Annotated in this window: 15 protein-coding genes; 6 read left to right on the plus strand and 9 right to left on the minus strand. The window is 68.3% G+C overall.

The features are described 5' to 3' along the window. The first annotated feature begins 13 nt into the window (after positions 1 to 13). The 5 genes from ACI1V7_RS08535 to ACI1V7_RS08555 all read left to right on the plus strand — a co-directional run bounded on the left by ACI1V7_RS08535 (position 14) and on the right by ACI1V7_RS08555 (position 4,451). The gene (locus tag ACI1V7_RS08535) at positions 14 to 412 is read left to right on the plus strand and encodes a hypothetical protein (RefSeq protein WP_404531319.1); all 399 of its coding nucleotides are present in this window, start codon (positions 14 to 16) and stop codon (positions 410 to 412) included. Next, positions 409 to 609 (plus strand): helix-turn-helix transcriptional regulator, encoded by a 201-nt coding sequence (locus ACI1V7_RS08540; RefSeq protein ID WP_404531320.1) that lies wholly within the window; start codon positions 409 to 411, stop codon positions 607 to 609. Before ACI1V7_RS08535 ends, ACI1V7_RS08540 begins: the two co-directional genes overlap by 4 nt. Beyond that, positions 606 to 1,568, plus strand: a complete 963-nt coding sequence (locus tag ACI1V7_RS08545) for an alpha/beta fold hydrolase (protein ID WP_404531321.1) — start codon at positions 606 to 608, stop codon at positions 1,566 to 1,568. Before ACI1V7_RS08540 ends, ACI1V7_RS08545 begins: the two co-directional genes overlap by 4 nt. Positions 1,569 to 1,968: 400 nt before the next feature. Beyond that, positions 1,969 to 2,988: a TRAP transporter substrate-binding protein DctP gene (gene dctP, locus ACI1V7_RS08550; RefSeq protein WP_404531322.1), complete on the plus strand. Its 1,020-nt coding sequence runs from the start codon at positions 1,969 to 1,971 to the stop codon at positions 2,986 to 2,988. Positions 2,989 to 3,215: 227 nt separating this feature from the next. Next, positions 3,216 to 4,451, plus strand: coding sequence for an MFS transporter (locus ACI1V7_RS08555; RefSeq protein WP_404531323.1), 1,236 nt, complete (start codon positions 3,216 to 3,218; stop codon positions 4,449 to 4,451). A 125-nt stretch (positions 4,452 to 4,576) separates the two neighbouring features. Here the strand turns inward: ACI1V7_RS08555 and moaD are convergent, their stop codons facing one another. The 6 genes from moaD to ACI1V7_RS08585 all read right to left on the minus strand — a co-directional run bounded on the left by moaD (position 4,577) and on the right by ACI1V7_RS08585 (position 11,467). Beyond that, on the minus strand, positions 4,577 to 4,834 hold the full coding sequence (gene moaD / locus ACI1V7_RS08560; RefSeq protein ID WP_404531324.1) for a molybdopterin converting factor subunit 1: 258 nt from the start codon (positions 4,832 to 4,834) through the stop codon (positions 4,577 to 4,579). Between the two features lie 8 nt (positions 4,835 to 4,842). Next, complete coding sequence (locus tag ACI1V7_RS08565; RefSeq protein WP_404531566.1) at positions 4,843 to 6,060, minus strand: molybdopterin molybdotransferase MoeA; 1,218 nt, start codon at positions 6,058 to 6,060, stop codon at positions 4,843 to 4,845. Between the two features lie 32 nt (positions 6,061 to 6,092). Next, complete coding sequence (thrC, locus tag ACI1V7_RS08570) at positions 6,093 to 7,589, minus strand: threonine synthase (protein WP_404531325.1); 1,497 nt, start codon at positions 7,587 to 7,589, stop codon at positions 6,093 to 6,095. Between the two features lie 169 nt (positions 7,590 to 7,758). Continuing rightward, entirely contained in the window at positions 7,759 to 9,156 is a 1,398-nt protein-coding gene (locus ACI1V7_RS08575; protein ID WP_404531326.1) for an L-serine ammonia-lyase, read from the minus strand. Positions 9,157 to 9,245: 89 nt separating this feature from the next. Continuing rightward, entirely contained in the window at positions 9,246 to 10,205 is a 960-nt protein-coding gene (locus ACI1V7_RS08580; protein ID WP_404531327.1) for an NAD-dependent epimerase/dehydratase family protein, read from the minus strand. A gap of 56 nt (positions 10,206 to 10,261) precedes the next feature. Then, positions 10,262 to 11,467 (minus strand): glycine C-acetyltransferase, encoded by a 1,206-nt coding sequence (locus ACI1V7_RS08585; protein WP_404531328.1) that lies wholly within the window; start codon positions 11,465 to 11,467, stop codon positions 10,262 to 10,264. 165 nt (positions 11,468 to 11,632) lie between these two features. Between ACI1V7_RS08585 and ACI1V7_RS08590 the strand changes: the two genes are divergently transcribed. Beyond that, a complete protein-coding gene (locus tag ACI1V7_RS08590; RefSeq protein ID WP_404531330.1) occupies positions 11,633 to 12,208 on the plus strand; it encodes a helix-turn-helix domain-containing protein in 576 nt (191 codons plus the stop codon). Between the two features lie 140 nt (positions 12,209 to 12,348). Here the strand turns inward: ACI1V7_RS08590 and ACI1V7_RS08595 are convergent, their stop codons facing one another. The 3 genes from ACI1V7_RS08595 to ACI1V7_RS08605 form a co-directional block, all read right to left on the minus strand. Beyond that, a complete protein-coding gene (locus ACI1V7_RS08595; RefSeq protein WP_404531331.1) occupies positions 12,349 to 13,197 on the minus strand; it encodes an aldo/keto reductase in 849 nt (282 codons plus the stop codon). A gap of 28 nt (positions 13,198 to 13,225) precedes the next feature. Next, the gene (locus ACI1V7_RS08600; RefSeq protein WP_404531567.1) at positions 13,226 to 14,179 is read right to left on the minus strand and encodes a GlxA family transcriptional regulator; all 954 of its coding nucleotides are present in this window, start codon (positions 14,177 to 14,179) and stop codon (positions 13,226 to 13,228) included. A 103-nt stretch (positions 14,180 to 14,282) separates the two neighbouring features. Beyond that, positions 14,283 to 16,469: a hybrid sensor histidine kinase/response regulator gene (locus ACI1V7_RS08605; RefSeq protein ID WP_404531332.1), complete on the minus strand. Its 2,187-nt coding sequence runs from the start codon at positions 16,467 to 16,469 to the stop codon at positions 14,283 to 14,285. Positions 16,470 to 16,579 lie beyond the last annotated feature (110 nt).

Raw genomic sequence — 16,579 nt, forward strand, 5'->3', positions numbered from 1 at the left:
CGAGGAGCCATCCATGCACGAACGACGGGTCACGAAAGCCTACCACCGCGAGCTGTTTACGGCGCTCGCCGTCTACGCGGTCCTGTTGTGCGCATCGATCGCGTTCGGCCGCCCGCTGGACGAAGGGCCGCTGCGCACGGCCGTCCTGCTGCTGCCGATGGCCGGCTTCGGCCTGATGATCCGCGCCATCGCGCGCCACGTGCGCCGCATCGACGAGTACCAGCGCCTGCGCATGCTCGAGACGCTGGGCCTGGCCTTCGCCCTGACAGGCGCCGTCACGTTCAGCTACGGCTTCCTGGAGACGGCCGGCTTTCCGCGTCTGTCGATGTTCGCCGTCTGGATCGTGATGGGCGCGAGCTGGGCGCTGGCCGGCCTGATCCGCACCCGCATGGACCGGCGCCTGGAAGCATGAAGAACCTGATCCGCGACCTGCGCGGCGCGCGCGGCTGGAGCCAGGCCCACCTGGCCGAGCTGCTGGACGTGTCGCGCCAGACCGTCATCGCCATCGAGACGGGCAGGTACGACCCCAGCCTGCCGCTCGCCTTCGCGCTGTCCCGGCTGTTCGAACAGCCGATCGAAACCATCTTTTTCCCCGAGGAGTCCGCATGAAGTGCACGAAACCCCGCATCGCCGCCCTGCTGATCGCCGTCCTCTGCATCGGCCAGGACGTCGGCAAGGAATCCCGCGCCGCCGAGCCGGCGCCCGCCCCCGCTGCCACGAGCCGCTACGCCGCGACCATCGCGCCGGCCGAGCGCTTCGAGGTCGACGGCGTCCTGGTCGAGCGCCACGGGTCGCGCGGCCGTCCGCTGATCCTCGTGCCGGGCCTCGCCAGCGGCAGCTGGGTGTGGCAGGACACGATCCGCGCCTTCGCCGGCGAGTACACGCTGTACGTGCTGACGCTGCCCGGCTTCGATGGCCGCCCGGCCGCCGGCGAGCAGCCGTTCGCCGCCGCCCAGGCCGCCGTGCAGAAGCTGATCGCCCAGCGGCGGCTGGACAAGCCCGTCGTGATCGGCCACAGCCTGGGCGGCATCCTCGGCTTCGCGCTCGCGGAGGACCAGCCGCAGCTGCTGGGCGGCGTCGTCAGCATCGACGGCCTGCCCGTGTTCCCCGGCACCGAGGACTTCCCGCCCCAGCAGCGCACCCAGCAGGCGGCCACGATGCGCCAGCGCCTGGCCAACATCCCGGCCGGCGCCTTCGCGGCGCAGCAGCAGGGCTATATGCGCACGATCGGCGTGCTCGACATGGACAAGGCCGACGAACTGGCCAAGCTGACCGGGCGCAGCGACCCGGCCTCGGTGGGACGCTACACGGCCGACGTGCTGGCGCTGGACCTGCGCCCGGGCCTGAAGTCGATCGCTGCGCCGGTGCTGGTACTGGCGCCCTACTTCGACCTCGACAGCCAGCAGCAGGGCCTGACGGAAGCGGCCAAGCTCGACTACTACCGCGCGCTGCTGGAAGGCGTGCCGCGCCTGCAGGTGACGGGCGTCGCGCCGGCGCGCCATTTCGCCATGTTCGACCAGCCGGACAAGGTGCGCGACGCGATCCGCGCCTTCCTGCGCGGGCTCTGAGCGACTCCCCCCGATCGTCGCCCCGGCGCAGGCCGGGGCCCACGTTCCATGCGGCTCGGCTGCGCCACGACATTGGGCCCCGGCCTGCGCCGGGGCGACGTGCTTTTCTTGCAACACCGTCCGGCCGCGCCGACGGTGCACCGCAATACCTGGCGAACCGAGCAAGCATCTGAGCCAGCGCAAACAAGAATGCGTTCGCGCGACCGATACTTGCGCTGCATTGCCGCATGCGGCCAGCACGGCCGGCGGCAAAAAGCTTTGGCATAAATTCAATTTTCGTCTTGACATGCCACGGGCTCAGCCTATGCTTATACGCACAACAATACGAACGATGCCACCGGCGCCATGCGACAAGGCGGCACGATTCGACACGTCGATCTGATCATCTTGGAGGATGAATATGTCGGTAATGACCCGTAGGACATTACTGGGCGCGATCGCGACCAGTCCGCTCTGGCTCCAGACGGCGTGGGCCCAGCCCACCCACCTCAAGATCTCCCACCAGTTCCCCGGCGGCAGCGTTGCCGAAGGCGATTTCCGCGACCGCCTGTGCCGCATGTTCGCCGCCGAGGCCGAGCGCCGTACGAAGGGCAGGGTCAAGTTCTCGATCTACCCGCGCTCCACGCTGATAAAGAGCGAGGCGCAGATCGGGGCGCTGGCCGCGGGCCGCCTGGACATGTCGCTCGTGCCGCTGTCCTACGCCGGCGCGGACCTGCCCGAGGTGAACATCGGCCTGATGCCGGGGCTGGTGACGTCCTACGAACAGGGTTACGGCTGGAAGAACGCGGAAATCGGCCAGGAATTCAACCGCATCCTCGCCGACAAGGGCATCGTGATCCTGAGCTGGATCTGGCAGGCGGGCGGCATGGCCTCGCGTGGCAAGCCCATCGTCGATCCGGAGGATGCGGCCGGCCTCAAGGTGCGCGGCGGTTCGCACGAGATGGACCTGATCCTCAAGCAGGCGGGCGCCAGCGTCGTCGCCATGCCTTCCAACGAGATCCGCGGCGCCATGCAGCAGGGCCGCATCGATGCCGCCATGACCTCCTCGTCCTCGCTGATCTCGTTCCGCCTGGACGAAGTGAGCAAGTCGGTGACGACGGCCCGCAACGGCGCCTACTGGTTCATGCTGGAGCCGCTGCTGATCTCGAAGTCCACGTTCGACCGCCTCACCAAGGAACAGCAGGAGACGCTGCTGGCCGTGGGCGCTGACCTGGAAAGCTTCGCGCGCAAGTCGGCACAGATGGACGATGCCTCGGTCGCAGCCCTGTTCCAGGGTAATGGCGGACGCACGGTCGACCTCAACGATGCCTCGCTGCGCAAGTGGCAGGACCTGGCCCGCACGACGGCGTGGAAGGACTATGCCGACCGCAATGCGAACTGCGCGCGGCTGATGGCGCTTGCTGAGAAGACGCTGGCGTGACCACGTCGCCCCTGCGCAGGCAGGGGCCCGAGCTTGTCGGCATCTCGGGAGCACGACATGAAATTGGGCCCCTGCCTGCGCAGCGATGACGCGCTTTGCGCGTCAATTTTCGCCTTATTTACAAAAGTGTTTTGAGGATTACGGGCTTTATCTGAAAAAGTGATCGCGTGCATAATGCGGGTTCATCGGGCCGGACAGGGGTCTCGGCCGAACCACGCGAGAATAATATGCACGCATCCACACCATCCTCCAGCACTTCCACGGGGCAGCCGCACAGCGCCGCCCTGCCCCTGCTCGCCCTGGCGATCGGCGCCTTCGGCATCGGCACCACGGAATTCGGGCCCATGGGCATGCTCCTCACCATCGCCCAGGGCGTGAACGTGTCGATCCCGTCGGCCGGCATGCTCGTCTCGGCCTACGCGATCGGCGTCATGGTCGGCGCGCCGATCATGACCCTGCTGCTGGCGCGCTGGCCGCGCCGCAACGCGCTGATCGCCCTGATGGCGATCTTCACGATCGGTAACATCCTGTCGGCGCTGGCGCCCAACTATGCCAGCCTGATGGCGGCGCGGGTCATCACGAGCCTCACGCACGGTGCCTTCTTCGGCATCGGTTCCGTCGTCGCCGCAAGCCTGGTGCCGCGCGAGAAGCAGGCCAGCGCCGTCGCGGCGATGTTCACGGGCCTGACCATCGCCAATATCGGCGGCGTGCCGGCCGCCACCTGGGTCAGCGACAGCCTGGGCTGGCGCGAATCCTTCGGCGCGATCGGCATGCTGGGCGTGCTGGCGATGGCTTCGCTGCTGATGTTCCTGCCGAAGGGCGCCAAGGGCGAGGCACCGGACGTGCGCAAGGAACTGAAGGTGCTGCTGCGCCCCGTCGTGCTGCAGGCGCTGCTGACGACCGTGCTGGCCTCCGGCGCCATGTTCGCGCTGTACACCTACATCAATCCCGCACTCAAGACGTTTGCCCACGCCTCGCCGGGCTTCATCACCCTGATGCTGGCCGTGGTCGGCATCGGCTTCACGATCGGCAACTCGGTCGGCGGCAAGCTGGCCGACCGCTCGATCGACAAGACGCTGATGTTCTTCCTGGCCCTGGAAGCGGCGACCATGATCGCCTTCCCGTGGCTGGCCCAGACCCAGGCCGGCGCCGCGATCGGCCTGCTCGTGTGGGGCATCGCATCCTTCGCCCTGGTGCCGCCCGTGCAGATGCGCGTGATGCGCGCCGCGACGGAAGCGCCGGGCCTGGCTTCCTCCGTGAACATCGGCGCCTTCAACCTGGGCAATGCGATCGGCGCGGCGCTGGGCGCGGCCGTGCTGAACGCCGGCGCGGGCTATGCGGCCGTGATGTTCGGCGGCGCGGCGCTGACGGTCCTGGCGCTGGTGCTGGTGATCGTCGCGGCCATGCGCCACGGTGCGCCGGCCCAGGCCCCTGCGGTGCGCGAGGAAGCGCACCACGGCTGACGGCAGACCCTGCAAACACGTCGCCCCTGCGCAGGCAGGGGCCCAATTTCGTGGCGCAGCGATCGTGCCCGAGAACTTGGGCCCCTGCCTGCGCAGGGGCGACGGCTTTTTCTAGCGGAGCTGGATCAGCCGCCCGTCACCGGCGGGAAGAACGCCACTTCCCCGCCTTCCGCGACGGGCGTCTCGGGCGCGCACATGACGTGGTTGAAGGCCATGCGCAGGGCGCGGTCGTGGGCCAGTGCCTCGGCCCAGGCGCCGCCACGCGCGATCAGAAAGTCGCGCACGGCGCCGACGGTGGCCACGCCGTCGGGCAGCGCCACCGTCTCGCCCGGAGTGCCGAGGGCTTCGCGCACGCTGGCGAAGAAACGCAGGTTGATGTTCATGTCGGTATTCAATACTGGAGTGAAGCGAACGGGATGAAGCGCACCGTGTCGCCACGCGCGATGCTTTGCCCCGGCGGATTGTCGATCAGGCCGTCGGCCCAGGCGGTGGACGTCAGCACGCCCGAGCCCTGGTTCGGGAACAGTTCCAGGCCGCCCGCCTCGTTCATGCGGGCGCGCAGGAATTCGTTGCGGCGGTCGGCCTTGGGCCAGTCGAAGTCGGCGCGCATGGCGATCGTGCGCGGCGCGACGGCGCCCGTCATGCCCTGCAGGCGCAACAGGAAGGGGCGGACGAACAGCAGGAAGGTGATGAAGCTGGACACCGGATTGCCCGGCAGGCCGATGAAGAAGGCTTCCCCGTCACTCCCTTCGGCACGGCGCACGGCGCCGAACGCCAGCGGCTTGCCCGGCTTGACGGCGATCTGCCACATGTTCAGGCGCCCTTCCGCTTCCACGGCGGGCTTGATGTGGTCTTCCTCGCCGACCGATACGCCGCCCGAGGTGATGATCAGGTCGTGCTCGCGCGCCGCCGCGCGCAAGGTGTCGCGCGTGGCCTGCAGCGAGTCCGGCACGATGCCGTAGTCGGTGAACGTGCAGCCGAAGTTCTCCAGCAGCCCGCGCAGCGCGAAGCGGTTCGAGTTGTAGATGGCGCCCGGCTTCAACGGCTCGCCCGGCATCGCCAATTCGTCGCCCGTGAAGAACACGGCGACGCGCAGGCGCCGGCGCACGGGCAGCGTGGCCAGGCCGACGGATGCCGCGAGGCCCAGTTCCTGGGCGCGCAAACGGGTGCCGGCCGGCAGGATCACGCTGCCGGCGCGCACGTCCTCGCCGGCGCGGCGGATCCATTCGCCTTCCTTCGGCGCGTGCCGGACGGTCACATGGTCGCCGTCCGCTTCGCATTGTTCCTGCATCACGACGGCATCCGCGCCGGGCGGGATCAGCGCGCCCGTGAAGATGCGCGCCGCGGTGCCCGGTTCGAGCGGCTGGCCGACGCTGCCGGCCGGGATGCGCTGGGCAACGCGCAGCCGCGCGGCGCCGCTCGCGCAATCGGCCGCGCGCACGGCATAGCCATCCATCTGCGTGTTGTCGGCCGACGGCACGTCCAGCAGCGAGACCTGGTCCTCGGCCAGCACGCGGCCGTTGGCCTCCAGCGTATCGACCGTCTCGACGCCGTCGACGGGCCGCGCGGCGGCCAGCAGGAAGTCGAGCGCCTCGCGCACCGTCAGCATCGGCTTGCGCGCCGGCGCCTGGCCCTGCGCGCTCATTGGCCCGCCTCCGCGTGGCCCAGCCCCGTGTGCGCGGCGATGAATTCCTTCATCTGCGCGACGTTCGGGTGCATGACGACGAAGCGCTGCGGCAGCGACTCGATGTCCTCGAAGCCGGCCGGGCGCGCCGCATCCGTGCCCAGCGCTTCCAGGATCGTCTCGTTGAACTTGGCGGCGAGGGCCGTCTCCAGCACGATCATCGGCACGGCCGGGTCGAGGTGCTCGCGGGCGACCTTGATGCCGTCGGCCGTGTGGGTGTCGATGGTGATGCCGTAGTCGTCGAACACGGCGCGGATGGTGGCCAGGCGGTCCTCGTGGCGCGAGGTGCCGGACTGGAAGCCGTAGTCGGCGACCAGCTTGAACTCGTCGCCGTCGCTGCCCGGGCCGCCGGAGAGGTCGAAGCCGCCGTGCGTGTCCACCTTGCGGAACAGCGCGTGTGTGCGCTCGGCGTCGCGGCCGACCAGGTCGTAGACGAAGCGCTCGAAGTTCGAGGCCTTCGAGATGTCCATCGACGGGCTGCTCGTGTGGTAGGTCTCGCTGCTCTTGCGCACGCGGTACACGCCCGTGCGGAAGAATTCGTCGAGCACGTTGTTCTCGTTGGTGGCGACGACCAGCTTGTCGATCGGCAGCCCCATCATGCGGGCGATGTGGCCCGCGCAGATATTGCCGAAGTTACCCGACGGGACCGTGAACGAGACCTTCTGCGCGTTCGACGTGGTCGCCTTCAGGTAACCGCGGAAGTAGTACACGACCTGGGCGACGACGCGGGCCCAGTTGATCGAGTTGACGGTGCCGATCTTCTGGCGCGCCTTGAATTCGAGGTCGGAGGACACCGCCTTGACCATGTCCTGGCAGTCGTCGAACACGCCTTCGACGGCGATATTGAAGATGTTCGGGTCCTGCAGGCTGAACATCTGGGCGGTCTGGAAGGCGCTCATCTTCTGGTGCGGCGACAGCATGAACACGCGGATGCCGCGCTTGCCGCGCATCGCGTATTCCGCGGCGCTGCCCGTGTCGCCCGAGGTGGCGCCGAAGATGTTCAACTCGTCGCCGCTGCGCGCCAGCGCGTACTCGAACAGGTTGCCCAGCAACTGCATCGCCATGTCCTTGAACGCCAGCGTCGGGCCGTTGGACAGGCCCTGCAGGATCAGCGTGCCCTGCCCGCTTTTCTCCAGCACGCGCAGCGGCGTGATCTCGGCGCTCGACTCGTCGGCACGCGCATTGCGGTAGACATCGGCCGTGTACGTCTTCGCCGTCAGGGCGCGCAGGTCGGCGTCAGGGATGTCGGTGGCGAACTTGCGCAGGATCTCGTAGGCGAGCTCCGCATACGACAGCGTGCGCCAGGCATCGAGCTCGGCCGAGGTCACCTGCGGATAGTCGCCGGGGAGATACAGGCCGCCGTCCGGCGCCAGGCCGCCCAGCAGGATGCTCGAGAACGTTTGGGGATTGCGTGCTGCGGACGCGCTCGTCGCGCGGGTGGACACATAATGCATACGGTAGAAAGATTCCGGGTTGGCTGGCGTGGGAGGTTTATTATAGTCCGGCCGCGGAAATATTGTCTTTTACCGAATATTGTTTGGCGTTGTAGGCCTGTCTAACGGTGGGGCTGAACACCGGGGTCAGAGTCCCTTAAAAGCAACACCGGACTCTGACCCCTGCCGCCTAGCAGGCGGCGTGGTTCACGGTGACGACGTGGATCGCCAGGCCGCCCAGCGACGTCTCCTTGTACTTCGCCTGCATGTCGGCGCCCGTCTGGCGCATCGTCTCGATGACGTCGTCGAGGCTGACGAAGTGCGTGCCGTCGCCCTTGAGCGCCAGCGAAGCCGCCGTGATGGCCTTGATCGCGCCCATGCCGTTGCGCTCGATGCAGGGGATCTGCACCAGGCCGCCGATGGGATCGCAGGTCATGCCCAGGTGGTGCTCGATGCCGATCTCCGCCGCGTTCTCGATCTTGCCGTTGCTGCCGCCCAGCGCCGCCACCAGGCCCGCCGCCGCCATCGCGCAGGCCACGCCGACTTCGCCCTGGCACCCGATCTCTGCGCCCGAAATCGACGCGTTTTTCTTGCACAGCATGCCGATCGCGGCGGACGTCAGCAGGAAGTCGCGGATGCCGCGCTGCGGGTCGCTAGGCCGGCAATCCTCGGCGTAGTAGCGCAGTACCGCGGGGATGATACCGGCCGCGCCGTTGGTGGGCGCCGTAACGACCCGACCGCCGGCCGCGTTCTCCTCGTTGACGGCCATCGCGTACAGGCTGACCTGGTTGACGGCATCGTGCGGCAGCTGGTTCGCCGTCAGCTTGCCTTCCTGCTCCTGGCGCCACAGCTTGGCGGCGCGGCGCTTGACGTTCAAGCCGCCCGGCAGCTGGCCCTCGGTGACGAGGCCGTGCGCGATGCAGTCGCGCATCACGTGCCAGATGCGGTCCAGGCCCGCGTCGAGCTCCTCGTTGCTTATGCGCGCGCACTCGTTCGCGCGCAGCATGGCGGGAATCGACAGCTCGTGGCGGCGGCCCTGCTCCAGCAGCTCGCCCATCGTGTTAAACGGAAACGGCACGTTGGCGGCGGGCGCCGCCTCCTTGGCCGCCTGCGCCTCGCCCGCCGCGGTGATGAAACCGCCGCCGATCGAATAATAGATGCGCTCGACCAGGCTGCCGTCCGCCAGGTGCAGCACGAAGCGCATGCCGTTCGGGTGCTCGGGCAGCGTCGACTGCTTGTGCCAGACGAGGTTCTCGCGCTGCGTGAACGGCACTGCCTTCGTGCCGAGCAGGCGCAGTTCGCCGTCCAGCTCCGCTTCCGCGAGCTTGTCCTCGACGCCGTCCGGGTCGACCTCCTGGGGCGTTTCGCCCATCAGGCCGAGGATCACGGCCTTGTCGGTCGCGTGGCCGACGCCCGTCAGCGCCAGAGAGCCGTACAAGTGCGCTTCCACGCCCGTGACGTCGTCCAGCGAACCCGCCTCCGCCCGGTAGTCGTTCAGGAAGCGGCGCGCGGCGACCATCGGGCCCACCGTGTGCGAGCTCGAAGGGCCGATGCCGATCTTGAAGAGGTCAAATACGCTCATGTCCATGCGCTGTCTCCAGTGTTTCTTTTGTTAAGCCAAAACGTCGCTCCCGCTTGCACGGGAACGACGTTCGTTTATACACGCTATTTTTATTTTCAGGCAGCTTTGCCGAGGCCGACGTCGACGTTGGCCAGCATGTCCGTCACCATCGCATCCACGCCGATGGCCGCCTTCCAGCCCCAGTCGTCCGTGGCGCGCGCATCGTCGAGGCTCTTCGGCCAGGAGTCCGCGATCTGCTGGCGGCTGTCCGGCTTGTACTCGATGCGGAACGACGGCAGCTTGGCGGCGATGGCGGCGGCCAGTTCGCGCGGATTGAACGACACGCCGGCGACGTTGTACGAGGAGCGGATCTTGACCCGTTCGGCCGGCGCTTCCATCAGCTCGACGGTGGCGCGGATCGCGTCCGGCATGTAGATCATCGGCAGCGTCGTTTCCGGGCCCAGGAAGCATTCGTACACGTCGCCGCGCAGCGCCGCGTGGAAGATCGCGATCGCGTAGTCGGTGGTGCCGCCGCCCGGGGGGGACTTGAAGCTGATGATGCCCGGGTAGCGGATGCTGCGCACGTCGACGCCGTACTTGGCGTGGTAGTACTCGCACAGGCGCTCGCCGGCCAGCTTGCTGATGCCGTAGATCGAGGTCGGATCCATGATCGCGTACTGGGGCGCATCCGACGGCGTGTTGGGGCCGAACGCGGCGATCGACGAGGGCCAGAAGATCTTCAGCGGCTTGCCCGCCTCGCCGCGCTCGCGGGCGATTTCCAGGATGTTCAGCAGGCCGTCCATGTTCAGCGTCCAGGCCTTCAGCGGCGCCTTTTCCCCGGTGGCCGACAGCAGCGCCGCCAGCTGGTACACCTGGGTGATGCCTTCGTCCGCCACGAGGCGCGCCACGGCGTCCTTGTCGAGCACGTCGACGCGGGTGTAGCGCTTGGCGCCGTAGACGTTGTCCGCGCCGATGTCCGAGGCGATGACGTTGTCCGCGCCGTGCTTGTCCGCCAGGGCGGTCACGAGTTCGCTGCCGATCTGGCCGTTGGCGCCGATGATGAGGATGCGTTCCATGCTGTTGTACCTGTACTTTCTGTTCGTGTTCTTGTTCGGATGCGTAGGGACCGCCCTTACTGCGCCTTGAGGATGCCCAGTTCGCGGCCGGCCTGTTCGAAGGCGGCCAGCACGGTGTCGAGCTGTTCGCGGGTGTGGGCGGCGGACAGCTGGACGCGCACGCGCGCCTGGCCCATCGGCACCACCGGGTAGAAGAAGCCCGACAGCAGCACGCCCAGTTCGAACATGCGAGCGGCGAATTTCTGCGCGATGGGCGCCTCGAACAGCATCACGGGCACCACCGGGTGCGTGCCCGGCTTGATGGTGAAGCCGATGCGCTCGATCTCCTTGCGGAAGTAGGCGGTGTTCTCGTGCAGGCGGTCGCGCAGCTCGGTGCTCTTGCTGATGCGCTCCAGCACGGCCAGCGAGGCGCCGGCGATCATCGGGGCCAGCGTGTTCGAGAACAGGTAGGGACGCGACTTCTGGCGCAGCATCTCGATCACTTCCTTGCGGCCCGAGGTGAAGCCGCCCATGGCGCCGCCCAGGGCCTTGCCCAGGGTGCCCGTGATGATGTCGATCTTGCCCACCACGCCGCAGTGCTCGTGCGTGCCGCGGCCCGTCGCGCCCATGAAGCCGGAGGCATGCGATTCGTCGATCATGGTCAGCGCGCCGTATTTCTCGGCCAGTACCACGATCTCGTCCAGCTTGGCGATGGTGCCGTCCATCGAGAACACGCCGTCGGTGACGATGATCTTGTGGCGCTTGCCCGCGTCGGTGGCGGCCTGCAGCTGCTTTTCCAGGTCGGCCATGTCGTTGTTGGCGTAGCGATAACGCGCCGCCTTGCACAGGCGCACGCCGTCGATGATCGACGCGTGGTTCAGCGCGTCGGAGATGATCGCGTCGTTTTCGTCGAACAGGGGCTCGAACACGCCGCCGTTCGCATCGAAGGCCGCCGCGTACAGGATCGTGTCCTCGGTGCCCAGGAAACGCGACAGCGCGCCCTCGAGTTCCTTGTGCACGGTCTGGGTGCCGCAGATGAAGCGCACGGACGACAGGCCATAGCCGTATTTCTGCAGCGCCGCTTCCGCCGCCTTCTGCGTCTCGAGGTCGCCGGACAGGCCCAGGTAGTTGTTGGCGCACATGTTGATCAGCGTGCGGCCGTCCTGGGCGACCACTTCGGCGCCCTGGCGCGAGGCGAGCACGCGCTCGGGCTTGAACAGGCCCTCGCTCTGGAGCGTGTGGAGTTTCTGCTGGAGGGCGCTATAAAAAGCCTGGTCGCTCATGATGTGATCCCTTTTATTTACTGTCCGGCTTGACCGGCGGTTGGCGGATGTTGTACCGTGGGTCGTTCGATGTCTTGAACTTGTTCTCTATGTCGAACGCGAATTCAATATATCGAATATTACCCCCGGCCATTGAACTTGGCAAGCAAGAATACATAAGCTTAGATGAATACCGTCGTTACCAATAATGCACCTCCGGAAGTGGGCGCCACCCTGCAGCGCCTGCGCCTGGCGCGCGGCCTGACGCTGGAAGACCTGTCGCGCATCGCCGGCGTCTCGAAATCGATGCTGTCGCAGATCGAGCGCGAGAAGGCCAACCCGACCATCGCCATCACCTGGCGCCTGGCCAATGCGCTGGGCGTGCAGATCGGCGAGCTGCTGTCGTCCGAGGTGCGTACGCCCGAGCATATTCGCGTGGTCGAGGCGCACGAGATCCCGACCCTGCCCGGCGCCCACGCCGGCTACTCGCTGCGCATCCTGGGACCGATGGAGCTGGCCGGCAAGTACGAATGGTACGAACTGACGCTCCAGCCGGGCGGCGAACTGGCCTCCCAGGCCCACGACCCCGGCACCACGGAGCACCTCACCATCGTCACGGGGACGGTGGAACTCGAGGTGGGGGGAGAAAAGAAGAAAATCAAGCATGGCGCGACGGCGCGCTATCCGGCCGACCAGGATCACGTGATCCGTAACGCGGGCAAGGCCGAGGCCAAGGCGCTGATGGTGGTGGTGCACCGCTAGCGGCGCCCTGCACCATGATCGCGTCGCCCCTGTGCAGGCAGGGGCCCAATGTAATGTGACGGCAACGCTCGCTTAATTGGGTCCCTGCCTGCGCAGGGACGACGTGCCATATCGCTCGATCTACCGGCGCGATCTACCGGTCAGCGCCCCAGCTGCGACAAGGCCGCGAATTCCTCGTCCGACAGCATGAGTTCCCACGCCCCCAGGTTCTCGCGCAGGTGCGCGAGGCTCGACGTGCCGGGAATAGGCAGCATCACGGGACTGCGCCTGAGCAGCCAGGCCAGCGCCACCTGGCCCGGCGTGGCGCCGTGGCGACGCGCGATGGCATCGAGCACCCCACCCGGCTGCAGCAGGCTGCCCGCCGCCAGCGGGAACCAGGGAATGAAGCCGATGCCGTGGTCTTCCGCATACGCCAGCACGTCCTCGCTCTGGCGCTCGGCCAGGTTGTAGCGGTTCTGTACCGTCGCCACGGGGAAGTGGCGGCGCGCCTCGTCGATGTCCGCCACGCCCACCTCGGACAGGCCCGCATGGCGGATCACGCCCTGCTCCAGCAGCCAGGCGATAGCGCCGAACTGTTCGCCGCGCGGCACGGCCGGATCGATGCGGTGCAGCTGCCACAGGTCGATCTGCTCGACGCCCAGCCGGCGCAGGCTGGCGTAGGCCTGCTGGATCAGGTACTCGGGGCGGCCCAGCGGCACCCAGTTGCCCGGGCCCGTGCGCGCCAGGCCGGCCTTGGTGGCGACGACCGTGCCGGCGCGGTACGGCGCGAGCGCGTCGCGGATCAGTTCCTCGGAGACGTTGGGGCCGTAGGAATCGGCCGTGTCGATGAAGTCGACGCCCAGTTCGGGCAGGCTGCGCAGCAGCGCGATGACGCCATCGCGGTCGGGCGGATCGCCCCACACGCCGGGCCCGGTGATGCGCATCGCGCCGTAGCCCAGGCGCCGGATCGGCGTGCTGCCGCCGAGCAGGAAAGTATCGTTGATTGTCATGGTCGGGTCCTCGTCGTGGTGGTGAAGGTCAGGTGGGAAGGCGGCCGGCGCGGGCCTGGCGCTTGATCGCCTGCGGCGGATGGCCGAAGGCGCGCAGGAAGGCGCGGCGCATGCGCTCCGGATCGAGGAAGCCGCTCTCGCGGGCGACGACCTCGATCGGATGGCTGGTGGTTTCGATGAGTTCGCGGGCCGCCTGCACGCGCAGCTGCTCGACGGCGCGCGCCGGCGTCTGGCCCGTCTCGGCGCGGAAGCTGCGGCTGAACTGGCGGCGCGACAGCTGCGCCGCGTCGGCCAGTTCTTCCAGCGACAGCGGGCGGCACAGATTGTCGCGCGCGTATTCCAGCGCGGCCTGGATGCGATCGGAACGAGGCGCGATGTCCGCGGGACTGGCGAACTGCGACTGGCCGCCGCTGCGCCGGTAGTACAGCACCATGTGGCGGGCGATCTCGCGCGCCGCCGCGCTGCCGACGTCTTCCTCGACCAGCGCCAGCGCCAGGTCGAGCCCGGCCGTCATGCCGGCCGAGGTCCAGTACGGCCCATCGTTGATGAAGATGCGGTCCGGCTCGACGCGCAGTCCCGGATGGCGGCGCTGCAGCTCGGCGGCGAGGTTCCAGTGGGTGGTCACGCTGCGGCCCTCGACCAGGCCGGCCGCGGCCAGCAGGAACACGCCGCTGCAGATGCTGGCCGTGCGGCGCGCTGCGCTGCTCGTCTGCGCCAGGAAGTCGAGCAGTGCGCGCGGCTGGGCATCGAGGTCGTCGCCGCCGAACACGATCATGGTGTCGGGAGGGCTGGCCAGCGTATCGAAGGCGACGGTGTCGACGCTGATGCCCGCCGAACTGGCCACCGGCCCGCCCTGGCGCGACAGCACGTGCAAGCGATAATGGGGGCCGCCGGGCGGGCGGTTGGCCAGCTCGAAGACGTTCAGCGCGGCCAGGTCGACCAGCTGGAAACCGGGAAAGGCAACAATCGCGATATCGCGAATCATGGAAGAACTCCTGTCATTGTCACAGGACGATCTTCCCAAAACGGAAGGCATGCGGTGGGACCGATATCCCACGAATTCGGTCAAACCGGGTCGCGATGACTCAGGTAGCGGCCAAATCGTGCACTAGCGCCTCGAAATCGATCGGTTTTACGTAATGCGCATCGAAACCGGCATCCAGCGCGCGCAGGCGGTCGGCCTCCTGCCCGTATCCCGTCAGGGCAACCAGCCGCATGCCGTCGAACGACGCGTCGGCGCGCAACGCACGCGCCACCTGGTAGCCGTCGATACCGGGCAGGCCGATGTCGACGACGGCCAGGTCGGGCCGCGCGCGCCGCGCCAACGCCAGGCCCGCGATGCCGTCCGCCGCCTCCGACACGCGCCAGCCGGCCGCCTCGAATTGACCCACCAGCATGCGCCGCGCATCGTCGTTGTCGTCGACCAGCAGCACCGTCGAGAAGGGGTGCGCCGCCGGCGCGGACCGCGCCTCGCCCGTGGGCGGCGTCTCGTGCGGCAGCGCGGCCAGCAAGGGCAGGCGCAGGCGGAAGGTGCTGCCCTCCCCGCTGCCCGCACTGGCCGCCTCGATGCTGCCGCCGTGCAGCGCCGCGAGGCGCTGCACCAGCGCCAGGCCGATCCCCAGGCCGCCCTGGGCGCGGTCGAGCGACACCGTACCCTGCACGAAGATGTCGAACAGCTTCGGCATCAGCTCGGGCGCGATGCCGACGCCCGTATCGGCGACCTCGAGGCAGGCCATGCCTTCGTTCGCTTCCAGCACGATGTCGATGCGCCCACCCGGCGGCGTATACTTCAGCGCGTTCGTCACGAGGTTGCCGACGACCTGCTCGATGCGCGTGCGGTCGCCCCGCACCCACAGGCGCTGCAGGCGGCACCCGAGCGCGTGGTCGACGCGGCCGGCCACCCGCAACGCGGACACCGTCGACTCGACCACGGCGGACAGTTCGACCGGCTGCATCTCGAGCTTGATCTTGCCGCGCGCCAGGCGCGCCAGATCGAGCAGGTCGTCGACGATGCGCGTCAGGTGCCGGCTCTGGCGCATCAGGATGTCCTGGGCGTTGCGTTTCAGGGCCGCGTTCGGACTTTCCATGCCCAGCAGCTGGGCGGCGCCGACGATGCCGCTGAGCGGATTGCGCAACTCGTGGCTCAGCATGGCGAGGAAATCGTCGCGGATGCGTACCTGCTCCTCGGCCAGGCACCGTGCGTCCCGTTCACGCGCCAGCAGCTCGGCGCGCTGCCGGTCCGCCTCGGCCAGCTTGCGCCCGGCGGCGCACATCGCGTCCTGCAGCGCATCGACCTCGGCGATGCCGGTGCCGGGACGGCGGGGTTGCTCGCCGCGCCCCAGCATGGCGGCCGTCGCCTCGGCGCCGGCGACCGCGCGTAGCAACCGGCGCCCGAAGAACGCGGCGGCCGCGCTCGCGCACAGCAGCGCCACCAGCAGGCCGGCGGCTGCCAGCGTCGTCGCGCGGCGCGCCGCGCCTTCGATCTCGGCGGCGGGCACGCTGACGGCGACGATCCAGCCCGACATCGGCGAGCGCGCATAGGCATGGTAGGAGTCGATGTCCGCGCGGTTGTTGTAGCGGACCTGTCCCTCGCCGTGGGCGTTCGCCGCGTCCAGCAGCGCGGGATTCGCGTAGTTTCCCAGCCGCGTGGGCTCGCGCGAGCGGGCGACGTAGCGGCCGGCGCGGTCGATCACGGACAGCGTCCAGCTCGACGGCATGGCGCGACGCGCGATCAGCTTGCTGAAATAGTCAGGCGCGAACACGGAGCCCAGCACGTAGCGCCGGCCGCCGTCGAGCGGCACGGGAATGTTGATCGTCGTGACGGGAATCTGCTGCAGCGCGCCGATGATCAGGTCCGACACCACCGTCTGCTGGCTCTCGATGACACGGCGCGTGCGTACCCGTACATAATCGGGCGCCGGCCGCAGCGGCTGCCCGTAAGGCGCCACCGTGTTGATGATTTGCTGGCCCTCGGCGTCGAACAAGATCGTCCTGCCCCCCTCGCCGCGGTCCGCGCTCCGGGCATGGTCGTAGAAGGCCCGGATGTCGCCGCTGGCCAGATGCGGCGAGCGCGCCAGCACCCGCAGCGCCGCTTCCGCACTGCTCAGTTCGCGGTCCACCAGCAGCGCGGTCGCGCTGACGGTCTCCGTGAGGGCCTGCAAGGCGGCTTCGCGCTCGGCGCGCAACAGCGTCTGCAGGGCGACGGCGGCGAACAGCGAGATCGGCAGGAGGATGGCGCCCACCGTGATCAATAAATATGCGCGGATCTTCATGCGGGAATCCGCTGCCGGCGGCAGCGGCATGGATTTGGACAAATGCAACGGCTGCATTATGCCCCAGCGTATGCCCGCGCACGGCAAGGCGTGCCAGTCATGCAAGCGAT

This window comes from Massilia paldalensis (assembly GCF_044901715.1).
In the GTDB taxonomy this organism is placed as follows: Bacteria; Pseudomonadota; Gammaproteobacteria; order Burkholderiales; family Burkholderiaceae_D; genus Telluria; species Telluria paldalensis.

Coding starts and splice junctions, on each gene's coding strand:
- ACI1V7_RS08535 (WP_404531319.1), top strand. CDS start 14: ATGCACGAACGACGGGTCACGAAAGCCTACCACCGCGAGCTGTTTACG.
- ACI1V7_RS08540 (WP_404531320.1), top strand. CDS start 409: ATGAAGAACCTGATCCGCGACCTGCGCGGCGCGCGCGGCTGGAGCCAG.
- ACI1V7_RS08545 (WP_404531321.1), top strand. CDS start 606: ATGAAGTGCACGAAACCCCGCATCGCCGCCCTGCTGATCGCCGTCCTC.
- dctP (WP_404531322.1), top strand. CDS start 1,969: ATGTCGGTAATGACCCGTAGGACATTACTGGGCGCGATCGCGACCAGT.
- ACI1V7_RS08555 (WP_404531323.1), top strand. CDS start 3,216: ATGCACGCATCCACACCATCCTCCAGCACTTCCACGGGGCAGCCGCAC.
- moaD (WP_404531324.1), bottom strand. CDS start 4,834: ATGAACATCAACCTGCGTTTCTTCGCCAGCGTGCGCGAAGCCCTCGGC.
- ACI1V7_RS08565 (WP_404531566.1), bottom strand. CDS start 6,060: ATGCTGACGGTGCGCGAGGCGCTCGACTTCCTGCTGGCCGCCGCGCGG.
- thrC (WP_404531325.1), bottom strand. CDS start 7,589: ATGCATTATGTGTCCACCCGCGCGACGAGCGCGTCCGCAGCACGCAAT.
- ACI1V7_RS08575 (WP_404531326.1), bottom strand. CDS start 9,156: ATGGACATGAGCGTATTTGACCTCTTCAAGATCGGCATCGGCCCTTCG.
- ACI1V7_RS08580 (WP_404531327.1), bottom strand. CDS start 10,205: ATGGAACGCATCCTCATCATCGGCGCCAACGGCCAGATCGGCAGCGAA.
- ACI1V7_RS08585 (WP_404531328.1), bottom strand. CDS start 11,467: ATGAGCGACCAGGCTTTTTATAGCGCCCTCCAGCAGAAACTCCACACG.
- ACI1V7_RS08590 (WP_404531330.1), top strand. CDS start 11,633: ATGAATACCGTCGTTACCAATAATGCACCTCCGGAAGTGGGCGCCACC.
- ACI1V7_RS08595 (WP_404531331.1), bottom strand. CDS start 13,197: ATGACAATCAACGATACTTTCCTGCTCGGCGGCAGCACGCCGATCCGG.
- ACI1V7_RS08605 (WP_404531332.1), bottom strand. CDS start 16,469: ATGAAGATCCGCGCATATTTATTGATCACGGTGGGCGCCATCCTCCTG.